Below are 11,266 nucleotides of genomic sequence, written 5' to 3'. Positions count from 1 at the left end.
ATACGGGTGGCGGTGAGCTTGTCGAGCCGGATCGTGCCGAGTCGGGGGCGGATGTGGTTGCGGATGATCTTCTTGTATCCCTTGATCGTGGACGTCGCGAGCTCGAGTCCCGCCACCCACTCATCCGCATAGGTGCCCACGGTCGGCACCTTGTTGCCGAACTTCTCGTTCTGCTTGCGCTGCTTCAACGCCTCCTGCAAGGCGTCGTTCGCCTCGTCGGTGCTGGTGTACCCGGAACGGGTGAGCCTGCGCGATCCCATCTCGGGGTACTCGGGGTCTTTCAGGACGTAGATCTGGAACCGCCACCGCTTCCCGGTGTCGGTGTCATAGGACTGGATCGAGCCGGGCTGCCGGGAACGGGAGCGCCGCTGCTGCTTCTCACCCCCGCCGTCTTGCCCTGCGGACTGTGGCTTCTTCGTCATGACCGGGTGCTCCTTGCCGTGGTCTGCCCGGGCCGGTGCGTGCCGGCATAGTTCTCGATGTAGTCCTTGGCGTTGAACACACGCCCCTCCGGGTCGAGCTGCACGCCGCGCTCCTGGATCACCCGCGCGCGTGCCCGCGCTGCCTCTAGGCGTTCCTGGTAGGCGGCGATCGTCTTGGGGTGCGCGCTCGGCTTCTCGGGGTCGTCTCTGCTGGGGGCGGTCATGCCCGCGAGGGTGGTTTCGAGGTGATGGATGCGGTCAGTGCAGATCACCCATTCCTGCTGCCAGTAGTTGAACAACCCCTCATCGGTGAGCACGAGTTCCCCGCGCATCCACCGATCAATCTCCTCCGGCTCATACCCCTCCGGCACCCCGGTGAGCGTCGTCTGCTCATCCGGTGGGGTCAGGAGCGCGGCCGGGGTGGTGCGCAGCAGGTAGGCGATCACGGTCAGGTCGTCCACGTCCACGCGGCGATCCCCGGCCTCCAGCTTGCTGATGCCCGAGGTGGAGAGCTTTCGCCCTGCGGCTTTCAGCCCGTCGGACATAGTGCGCAAGTCCATACCGATCGCTTGCCGGGCGGCTCGGATGTTCTGCGCGACGTGCGTGTTCGTGATGCCTGCGGGGTTGCCCCGCACCCTCTCTGTTTCCATAGTAGAAAATTACAACGCAATGCTTGACAGCGAAAGTGCGATTCTCTGCGGTGGGATGAACCACATTTCTCGGTGCTGACACGAACGGATGGTGTGACGATGCGGCAGAGCACCCTCGACATGGACGACCTCCGCAAGCGGCACAGCCTCGTCATCACCCGCAAAGAAGCCGCCGAAGCACTCGGCGTCGATCCCCGCACGATCACCACGAGCACCAACGAGGGCACCATCCCACATGTCAAGCTCGGGCGGCGCATCGTGATCCCGCGCGAGAAGTTCCTCGCCCTCTTCGCCGACGCCACGACCGACAATGGGGAAGCCTGACACTCCGCTGGCTGTGCCGAATCGGCACCCCCGGCGCGGCGCTCCCGCTCCGCGTGTGGCGACACTCACGTCGGACGCTCGACAAGTTATCTTGTGGCAAGTAAACTTGTGACATGGAATCAGACCCGATCATCCTGGACAGTGCCCACCGGCACGGCGTCTCGGATGCGGCGATGCTCCATGCGCTCCGTTTCCCTGTCCGGCACTTCGTGCAAGACGACGCGATGACCATGTTCATCGGCCCCGACGAGACCGGCACCCTGGTCGAAGTCGGTGTCATCGAATGGCACGGTGTGATCGCTATCGCGCACGCGATGCGTCCGGCCCGACCCAAGTATCTGAGGTGAACACCATGGCTCCACGCTCTATCGAAGACATCAAGGCCCGCGCCGACGAGTTCGCAGACGCGTTCGAGAACTACGAACCGAAGCCCGGCGATAAGGACGCCCCGATCCCACCCGTGATGGCGGTCAAGCTCGCCGCCTGGCGGCGCGACACCGCCGAACGCGAACTCGCAGACGCCGTGCGTGCCGCGCGCGAGAAGCGGTTGTCGTGGCGCGAGGTCGGCGAAGCGATCGGCACCAGCGGCGAGGCCGCACGCCAGCGCTACAGCGCGTCAGCGTAACGACGGGATGCCATTGCCCATCTCGCGGGGCAAAGGAGGAACGGGGGCGGGAGTCCACATGAGTGAGTACACGAGACCGCAGATCGAATCGGTCGAATTCCGAGACGATGACGGCAACGTCATCGACTACGGCAACCGTTGGGTGAGCCGCGGGGGAACCCCGCCCGAGGACAGCTACTCGGTAGATGAGCACCCGGAGCGCTTCGCTCCGCTGCATGCTGTCGCGGCGGCGCTCATCGACTATCTCGTCTCCAACTACGACGTCGATGTCGAGGAAGGGCCCCACGTTACGACCGGCCTGCTGCACGCGCCGACCGCCGAGGAGACCGTGCGCGCCGTGCGGCTCACTCCGCGAGGCGATGCGTGTGCTCCGCTCGTGGTCGTGCTGACGAGCTATCCGGGGCTGCGGGTGCACGCCGGAACGCTTTTCAGGGAGTTCTACCCCTCGTGCGGTTGCAACGCTTGCGATGAGCGATGGGACGATGTCGCAGGTGAACTTGAGTGGCAGGTGTTCGCGATCGTCGGCGGTGGTTTCGGCGAGGAGGTGAGCGAACCACGGCGCGCGAAATGGAGCTATGACCGAGGTCGCGGCCTTGTGAAGGGCATGGGGCAGACCGTCACCTACCGTCTGCGGTCGTTGGACGGTGGAGACCAGCGAAGCGGACAGTCGCGCGCGGAAGACGTGCCAGCCGAACTGCTCAAGTCTGCCCGCGCCGCACTCGATGCGGTGGCCGCCGTCAGCGCCGATGGCAACTGGCTGCCCTGGCCGCCCAAAGCCTCTCGGCTGCTGAGCGATTCCCAGGCGGCCGCGGCCTGACCGCTCTGGTCACAGGCTGAGTCCTGGTCTTCCTCGCCCCTGATCCGGGCCGGTCCTGGTCGGCCCGGCGTTGTGGCGCGTGAGGGCTTCCTGACGGGCTTGGAGCGCCTCGCGCTCGGTCCGCTGCTGCTCTCGCCGCTGGGTGAGCCATTCGGCGGCCTCAGCGACGGGGCGCGCGTCCAGCTCCGCGATGATGCGCCGCGCCTCGGCTGCCCGCTTTCTGGCGCGTTCGGCGTCGGCCGTGGGGTTGGGGATGCGGAAGGTGCCTCGCATCTGCCGTGCCTGCTCTGCCCCGTAGACCTCGATGGTGAGGCGATCCCGCTCGACGACCTGCCGCTGGGCGGTCTGCTGCTTCGCGGCCTCGGTGTCGCTGAGGGCCTGTTCAGCCGCCTGCACCTCGGGGTGGGCGTCGGCATGTCCGGTTGCGATCGTCTGCGCCCACTCGGAGACGGAACGCAACAGAGACGGCGCGGTGCCCCATGTCTGCGTGACGTGCTGCTCGATCTTCTCGACCGATTCTTCCGCGGCGTTGATGTTCCGGGCGGCGGTGCGCCTGCGCCCGAACCTCGCCGCCCGCGCGGCGTCGCGAGCGGCGTGAAGATGCGCGCGAGCCTTCACGAGTTCTTGCCCATCCGTCCGAACCCGCGTCTCCACTTCGGCAGTGACCGCGTGCCGGGTGTGCTCGGCAAGCGCCTTCGCATGGGTCATAAGCTCGGCGTGCTCCTCGGCTTCGACGTGATGCGCCTGCTTCTGTGCGGTGAATCGGGCGGTGGCGTCCTCGAACAGGGCCGCGTCCTGCTCCGCTCGTTCGATGAGTTGGGTGAGGCGTGCCCGCTCGGTCTGCACGAGCCGCACCGGCGCCTCGTCCACGAGCCCCCGCACGGCCTCTGCTGCGCGTTCGGTCGCGTCGGCGAGGCCGCGGTCGGCGCGGTCGCGTTCCATCGCCGCGATGAACTGCTCCCGCGCCTGCTCCTGAGTCTCGGCGACGACGTGCAACAGGTTCTGTTCCCGGCCGCGAGTCATGCCGACGTACACGCCTGCGGCGCTGGTCGCATCAGTGAGGATCGTGTGAGATCCCGTGACGGTCGCGCCCTGCACACCGTAGGCGGTCGCCGCGTACGACAGGTGCGCGTACTCGGCCACATACTCAGCGGGGAGCCTGACGGTGCGCTGCCACTTCCGCCCGCTCCCCGCCTCGCGCACACGCAATGCCCCGTCTTGCTCGACGCGTTGCACGATCCAGTTCTGACGGTTCGCCACACCGATGCTGGTGCTGTTCTTGCGCATCTGGATCACGTCCCCGGCACCGATGGGGAGGCCGTCGCTGCCGGTGCCGGTGCGGTGGTCGTCGACCTCGCCACGCGCCACCCGTTCCTCCCGAATACGTGCGTTCACGGCGCGCGCCTCGTCGTTCGAGGTGACGGTGATCGCTTCACCCTTCCGGCGCTGACCGCCGATGTGCTCGCGCACGTCCTCGTCGCTCGCGTGCAGGCGGACGAGGCCGAGCGCGGTGAGCCGGTCGAACACCTCGCCGGGGTCGCGCCCGTCGCGCATCCGCACCGTGACCTCGGCATAGGCGGGATCGGTGAAGCGATGCACCTCAGCCATATCGAACGTGCGCCCCCGGAGCTGCGCGGCCATATCGAGCACCCCACCGCGACCCACCGCGGCGAGCTGCGCGCGATCCCCGACGAGCGCGACCGTTGCGCCCGCCTCATCGCAGACGGTCAGGAGGGCAATTGCGGTGTCTTGGTCGAGCATCCCGGCCTCGTCCACGATCACCCGCTCACCCCACGCCAGCCGCGCGCCCTCTGCCGGGCCGCGATAGGAGCGTCCGGTGTCGGGGTCGGTGTCGCCGGGTGCGAGGCGGGTCCATACGCCGTCGCTGTTCCATCGCCAGCCGTGCGCGTGCACGAGCGCCGCAACACTGGTCGCGGGCACGCCGAGTTCGTCGTGTGCGACCTGCGCGGCGCGCAACGTCGGCGCGACCACCCGCGACGCCCGCCCGTGTCGTGCGGCGACCTCGATTGCGACGGCGAGCATCGTCGTCTTTCCGCTCCCTGCTGCACCTTCTACGACCACGAGCGGGTCGGTTGATGCGGCCGCGGCGGCGGCGCGCTCCTGCCCGGCATTCAGGCCGCGCCTGCGCGCGGCCCGGCGCACGTCCGGGTGCTCCGGGTCTTGCGGCGGGATGCGTGCGGCGATGAGATTGCGCAGCTCCGTCTCCGCCTGCACCACCCTGAGAGACATGAGGTGTGCAACATGCTCCGGTGCTGGTGCACCGGGCGGGAGGATCGAGAAGCAATCCTCCAGCGCCAACGATGTTGCAACCTGGACGAAAGCGCGTATCTCGGAGGGTGATGCCTGCACGCCGTACTCGGTCATAATCCGGGTCGCGTGCTCCTGCACCGTATGCCGCGCCCACGCCGAACTCCCTGCCGCGCTACGATCGAGCGCCCGGCTCGCGACGGTCTGCACGGAGAGGTCATCCAGCGCCGCCGGCGCACGACGCGCAGGCCGGCGCAACGTGCCCGGGTCGTAGCCGGCTTCCCGCAACTCGGCCACCCAGGCGTGTTCTTCGCGGAGGGTCGTGGGCTTCTTCGCGGGCCGCTCATGCGCCCACGCTTTCGCCGCAAGACGCGCGGAGACTACTGGCCCCATCGCCTCGCCGGGATGCGCGGCCTCCCACTCGGCCTCGAAGCGTTCCATGTGCTTGCGCACTTGCTCGCCGCGTTTGCTCATCACTCCGTTGAATCGCTCGAGCTCGACCACCTCACCCGACACGGGATCAAGGGTCAAACCGTGCCGATCCAGCACTTCCGCAAGCTCAGGGTGTGCGGCGATCACGGCGGTGCCGAGAGCGCGGATCGCGCCCTGCTGCCGAAACAGTGCCGCCGTATCCAGCGCCCGCCACTTCCCCGCCGCCCACACACGGGTACCGATCTGAAAGTGGACATGCCGGTGCGGATCACCCGCCCGCGACGTGCGGTGCGACACCGCCATCGTCTGCAACTGCGAGACGGGCACAACCTCCTGCTTGCCGCGCGGCCCCACACGGGTCACGGAGTGCTGGGCCAGCCACCGATGAATCTCCGCCACCGCATCCTGCTGCGCCCGGTCAAGAGCTTCCGACACCTCGGGGTGGAGAGCTGCGGCGATCGACAGCGACTTCGGGGCATTCACGACCATCTCCGCGAACCGCGGCGACCCCTGCCGCCCCTCACCCGGTAGGCGCGGCTTGCCCATCGACTCGCCCGTGAGCGGGTTCGTCCAGTCCACCCAGGCAGAGTACGTCTCCGGGTCGAGCCCGAGCGTGGCGGTCACGTTCCCGTCGCCATCAAGCGCGGTGAACGCCGCCACGGACGCATCCGCGCCGAGGTAGTAGTCATCAGCGCGAGAGCGGTCGGCCTCGACATAACGGCGCGCATCGGCCCCGGTTCCCCGGAACAGGATCACGCCGCCGTGCATGAGGATCACCACCTGATGTTTCTACTATAGAAATCCACGTATCTACCACGGTGGTATACGTTCATTCGGAGGAGAAGTGTGATGTCTCAGGACATAGTGGACAGTTCAGGACATAGTGGACAGTTTTGTATCGGGACACCTCAGGGCGTCGTGGACACTTCGGTGGTCGGCGGTGAGACCTCTCGAATCTCTAAGGTTTCGAGGCGATCAAGATCCGGCGCATCAGATGGACAGTTCCGTGGGGATCGACGCGAACTTGTGGGAGACGCAACGTTTCAGTGAGCGCTCACTGCCGAGGCCGGCGATCGCAGAGCCAACTCGCTGCATCATTCCGAACCTCCTGGCTGAGGCCGGAGTCTATATACTTATCGCGTTACTATTTACGAGGTGGGATGCGATGTCTGTCAGGCATGGGCTGTTGGCAGTGCTGGGTCGAGGGCCGTGCTACGGCTACCAGTTGAAGCGCGAGTTCGAAACGCGCACGGGTGGCACGTGGCCTGTGAACGTCGCTCAGGTCTATAGCACCCTGGAGCGGTTGGAGCGCGATGGTTTGATCTCAGCTCTCGATGACGAGGGCGTGGAGCAGAGACGCTTCGAGATCACCGAACCCGGCCGCAGCGAGGTGCATCGTTGGTTCGACGACCCGATCGTCGAACGGCCGGGCGATAGCCGGAACGAACTGCCGGCCAAGCTCGCGCTAGCGCTCACGTTGCCCGGCGTCGACGTGGGTCGCGTGATTGGTACACAGCGGCGAGCAACCGTGTCGCAGCTTCAGGAACTCAACCGAACCAAGAGGGCATCTCCGCCACCATCGGACCGGCAGTCGCTGGGATGGGAGCTCGTCGTCGACTCGCTGATCTTCGCGGCTGAAGCACGCGTGAGATGGCTCGATCAGGTCGAGGCGAAGATGAGCCGACTGGCCCGAGAGGGCGTACTCGTCGCCTTCGACCTCGAAACTGACCTGCCGGCTCGTGGGCGTCCTCGTACCGCGGCGGCGAAGGAGACATCGAAGTGAGCGCCCCACTTGTTGAACTCCACGATATTCGCAAGAGCTATGGCAGTGGGGCGGCCGAGGTCGCAGCACTGGGCGGGGTGAGCCTCGCTGTGGAGGCCGGCGAGATGGTTGCCATCATGGGCGCGTCAGGGTCAGGAAAATCGACGCTGCTAGCGATCACCGGCACGTTGGAACCACCCACCTCAGGCAGCGTTCGGGTCAAGGGCATGGACATTGGGACGATGACTCGCCGAACACGGGCACGTCTCCGGCGCCGCGCGCTGGGATTCGTGTTCCAGGACTTCAACCTCGTCCCCACCCTCACCGCGGCAGAGAACGTCGCCCTCCCCCTGGAACTGGACGGGCAGCCCCTCCCTGTAGCCCGCCGGGCGGCAGCGGAAGCACTCGAAGCCGTAGGGCTCGTGGGCCTGGAGGGTCGTTATCCCGATGACCTCTCGGGCGGTCAGCGACAGCGCGTCGCCATCGCGCGCGCGACGGTCGGACCGCGTGAGCTTATCCTCGCGGACGAACCTACCGGCGCACTCGACTCGGACTCCGGCGAAGCGGTGCTCATGATGATTCGGCAACAGATCGACGATGGTGCTGGTGGTCTTCTCGTCACCCATGACGCACGGTACGCGGCATGGGCGGACCGCGTCGTGTTCCTCAAGGACGGGCGCATCGTGGACGAGTCGCGCCCAGAGCCGCTCTCGATGGAGGCGCTGAACGCAGCATCACGCCCGGGTCAGCCATGACCATGCGTGGGATATGGCGGCGACTCGCTCTTGCAGCGCGAATCACTCGACGAGCAGTGTGGAGCGACACCCGCCAAAGCCTGCTCATCGTATCGCTCATGGTCGTGCCCCTAGCTGCGGTCGTGGCGTTCCTGACCGTGACCGAGAGCCAAGCGCCGACTGCCGGAGAAGCCACGACCATGCGCCTGGGGCACACCGAAGCGGAATTGCGAGTCGTGAGCCCCCCGGATCCTTCGCTCGCGCAGAACCCGACCGACCCCGAGACCTGGATGGTGGAAACCGATCCAGACACCGGCGACCGGATGCACTCCGATCCCCACGATCCCCGCGTTTCTCCCATGGACGTGCTACCGAAGGGCACGCGCGTTCTCCCTGTGGAGGACAAGGATGTGCTCATCGTTGAGACGGCGACAGGCATCGGTGCCGTGCTTTACGTCGAGGGCGAGGTGTGGGATCCCGTATTCGAAGGTGCTTTCACTCTCGAGACGGGAAGAGCGCCGGCCTCGCCAGGCGAGGTCGTCGTCACATCCTCGACTCTGGAGAGGCTGGGCAAAGGTGTGGGCGAACAGTTCGTCTCACGCGATCCGGCGATCTCGCTGACAATCGTCGGCGTGGTCGATGACGCCATGCAGCCCGACTCGATCAACACGGTATACGCACCCCGCGGTACCACTCCGGGGTCAGGGGCAGCGCGCTACTTCCTCCCCGATCGCCAACTCTCCTGGGCGGAAGTGGAAGAGCTCAACCGGGCCGGCATGATCGCATGGTCCAGGGAAGTGCTTTCTGACCCACCGGTTGAGGCCAACTATCTCTATGACGGCCGCCAGGGAACGGGAGGTGTGCTCGCGTTCATCGTCGCGTTCGGGCTCTTCGAGATCGCGATCCTCGCCGGAGCCGCTTTCCTCGTCGGCGCGCGACGTCAGCAGCGCACGTTCGCCCTGCTGAGCAGCACAGGAGCAGAGCGAGCAACACTCGTGCAGATCGTCACACTCGGCGGGATCTTGCTCGGCCTCGTTGCCGGCGTCATCGGCGCAACGCTGGGCATCGCGATCGCCTGGCTCTACACCCGACTCATCGATACAGGAGACGCAACGGTACTCCCGGGCTTCCACGTGCCTTGGTCGATGCTCGGGATCGCGGCGCTTTTGACAGCAATGATCGGATGGGCAGCCGCTCTCATGCCAGCGATCGCAGCGAGCAGGGTAGATGTCATGTCTGCCCTTCGCGGCGCTACGCGGCCAATCCGGCAACGGACCCGCTCTCGCCGCGCAGGACTCACCATTCTCGTCAGCGGCTGCGCGATCGCGGCCGCAGCCGTCGTCGGGCTCGCATCGACCAACTGGGGCTTCCTAACGGACATCTCCGCCAGCGAGAACACGCTGATACTCGTCTTGTTCGCGGTCATCATCGTGGGCGCGATAGTCGCAACAGTCGGGGTGGTGCTCCTCCTCGGTCCCGCTCTCAGCGCCCTCGCGCACGCCACCCGAGCGACCGCGCTCCCGTTGCGTATGGCTACACGCGACCTCGCCCGAAACTCGTCCCGCTCGGTGTCCGTTATGGCCGTGATCTTGGTGACGGTCGCGGTCGCAACATTTGTGATGTCGATCCAGGCGTACCAACAGGCCCGGACAACGACATCGAGAGTCATGCCCGCCACGGCAGGTCAGGCGACGATCCCGATCTGGAGCACGAACATCTACGACGGCGAATCAACGCCGGACCGGAACGAGGCCGCCATACTTGCGGAACGGCTCACGACCGTTGCTCAGGGACGATTCGATGTCGATAAGATCCGCACGATTCAACGCCCTTGGCAGGACTGGACGGCGTTCAGCACCGGCACCGAAGTGACCCTCGTCATCCCTAAACGAGACCCCGCCCAAGCATGTCCCCGCGACCCCGCAACAAACCGGGTAGTCGACCCTCACGACCAGCGGTGCGATTTCCGGAACTACGTCTGGGACGTCACCGGACGAGGGCCGGGCGCACCAAACATACTGATCGGAGACGCCGATGACTTGGCGCTGCTCGCTGGCAGTCCAGTGACGGCCGGGCAGCGCGAAGCTCTCGCCCGCGGCGAGGCAATCGCGTTCTGGCCAGAACTGGTCAATGACACCGGCACGGCGACGATCACCTGGCAACGATTCGCATCGGGCACCCAATCGCAAGGCGAAACCATCCGAACGGAGAGTTTCCCTGCCACACTGCTGAGCTCGCCGGAACGGCTTGCTTACGGACTGTTCATGACCCCAGACACGGCACGTGGGCTCGGCCTCGACCCCGTCGACGCGCTCATCGTCATGGACTTCACCGCAGAACCGGACACGGCAACCATCGATGCGGCAAACGCCGAAATAGCCGCTGTGTTCCCGGGCGCTCTGCTCACCTCCGTGATTCGCGACCCCGCCGACGACGGCCAGACCTTCCAATGGGTCACTCTCGGACTCGTACTCCTCGCCGCCGGCTTCGCAGCGGTGGCCGCGATCGGCCTCAGCCGCATCGAAAGCCGTCGCAACGAATACACACTGTCGACTCTCGGAGCAGACCCCGCACTCGTCCGAACCAGCACCGGACTGCAGACCGGCCTGCAGACACTTCTCGCGGTCGTCCTCGGAATCCTGGTCGGGCTCATCCCCGGATACGGGATCTGGGGATCTCCCATCACCGGCACCGAGATGTCACCTCCGTGGGTCCAACTCATAGCCATGACCATCGCGCTCCCCATAGTCTTGGGACTTGGTGCTGCGCTCGTCCCACTTTCCTCACGAGCCGGAAGCGCGCAAGCGATCTGATCTGCGCGTCGACCGCTGATGACAAGACTTTCCGCGACGCACTCCACGCACGCGGAATCGTTGAAAGCACAGGCCGAAACGGGGCCGGGCGCGCCGTTCTAAGGGAGTCCATTCCCCTCTCACCGCGGTACCACTGGCTCCCAGGTCTGGTTCAACGCATCATCGCCGATGAAGTCCTCCGTTGAGTCGGTGCAGGACGTGCGAAAAGTGCCAACAAAAGTGCTAAGCAACCTGTAGGTCGAGGTATCGCGGTGGAGTTATCCACAGCGAACAGGCCCCAGATCGTTGATTTTATTCGGCAGAACGCTCAATCGAGATTCATGGTGCAAGGGGGTCGAGGTCAGTTCAAGTCCCCCCTCGCGCACGCAAATGAAATGGCCCCTGACCTGGGATCTAGTTCCCAAGGTCAGGGGTCGTTC

Annotated in this window: 10 protein-coding genes; 7 read left to right on the top strand and 3 right to left on the bottom strand. The window is 65.9% G+C overall.

The genetic code is table 11. From position 1 onward, the window contains the following. Positions 1–422: tyrosine-type recombinase/integrase (locus AC3RXY_RS11975; protein WP_491511157.1), on the bottom strand; the 422-nt coding region annotated here is incomplete at its 3' end. Continuing rightward, positions 419–1,072, bottom strand: a complete 654-nt coding sequence (locus AC3RXY_RS11970; protein ID WP_491511156.1) for a helix-turn-helix domain-containing protein — start codon at positions 1,070–1,072, stop codon at positions 419–421. The genes AC3RXY_RS11970 and AC3RXY_RS11975, both read right to left, overlap by 4 nt. Before the next feature lie 99 nt (positions 1,073–1,171). On the opposite strand from AC3RXY_RS11970, the gene AC3RXY_RS11965 reads away from it, so the two are divergent. The 4 genes from AC3RXY_RS11965 to AC3RXY_RS11950 all read left to right on the top strand — a co-directional run bounded on the left by AC3RXY_RS11965 (position 1,172) and on the right by AC3RXY_RS11950 (position 2,838). Next, on the top strand, positions 1,172–1,396 hold the full coding sequence (locus AC3RXY_RS11965; protein ID WP_491511155.1) for a helix-turn-helix domain-containing protein: 225 nt from the start codon (positions 1,172–1,174) through the stop codon (positions 1,394–1,396). A 113-nt stretch (positions 1,397–1,509) separates the two neighbouring features. Next, on the top strand, positions 1,510–1,743 hold the full coding sequence (locus AC3RXY_RS11960; RefSeq protein WP_136033246.1) for a hypothetical protein: 234 nt from the start codon (positions 1,510–1,512) through the stop codon (positions 1,741–1,743). 5 nt (positions 1,744–1,748) lie between these two features. Then, the gene (locus AC3RXY_RS11955; RefSeq protein WP_491511154.1) at positions 1,749–2,021 is read left to right on the top strand and encodes a hypothetical protein; all 273 of its coding nucleotides are present in this window, start codon (positions 1,749–1,751) and stop codon (positions 2,019–2,021) included. A gap of 58 nt (positions 2,022–2,079) precedes the next feature. Continuing rightward, on the top strand, positions 2,080–2,838 hold the full coding sequence (locus tag AC3RXY_RS11950) for a DUF6226 family protein (RefSeq protein ID WP_491511153.1): 759 nt from the start codon (positions 2,080–2,082) through the stop codon (positions 2,836–2,838). A 9-nt stretch (positions 2,839–2,847) separates the two neighbouring features. Here the strand turns inward: AC3RXY_RS11950 and mobF are convergent, their stop codons facing one another. Continuing rightward, positions 2,848–6,318 carry a MobF family relaxase gene (gene mobF, locus AC3RXY_RS11945; protein WP_491511152.1) on the bottom strand — a complete coding sequence of 1,157 codons (3,471 nt, stop codon included), beginning with the start codon at positions 6,316–6,318 and terminating at the stop codon, positions 2,848–2,850. A 385-nt stretch (positions 6,319–6,703) separates the two neighbouring features. Between mobF and AC3RXY_RS11940 the strand changes: the two genes are divergently transcribed. The 3 genes from AC3RXY_RS11940 to AC3RXY_RS11930 all read left to right on the top strand — a co-directional run bounded on the left by AC3RXY_RS11940 (position 6,704) and on the right by AC3RXY_RS11930 (position 10,847). Beyond that, entirely contained in the window at positions 6,704–7,321 is a 618-nt protein-coding gene (locus tag AC3RXY_RS11940; RefSeq protein WP_491511160.1) for a PadR family transcriptional regulator, read from the top strand. Further along, on the top strand, positions 7,318–8,055 hold the full coding sequence (locus tag AC3RXY_RS11935) for an ABC transporter ATP-binding protein (protein ID WP_491511151.1): 738 nt from the start codon (positions 7,318–7,320) through the stop codon (positions 8,053–8,055). The genes AC3RXY_RS11940 and AC3RXY_RS11935 overlap by 4 nt, the downstream gene beginning before the upstream one ends. A 122-nt stretch (positions 8,056–8,177) precedes the next feature. Then, the gene (locus AC3RXY_RS11930; protein WP_491511150.1) at positions 8,178–10,847 is read left to right on the top strand and encodes an FtsX-like permease family protein; all 2,670 of its coding nucleotides are present in this window, start codon (positions 8,178–8,180) and stop codon (positions 10,845–10,847) included. Positions 10,848–11,266: the final 419 nt, after the last annotated feature.

Source organism: Microbacterium longlingense, from assembly GCF_058349825.2.
Note: the sequence above shows the minus strand (reverse complement) of the source record. Positions and strands in the feature narration are given on the sequence as shown.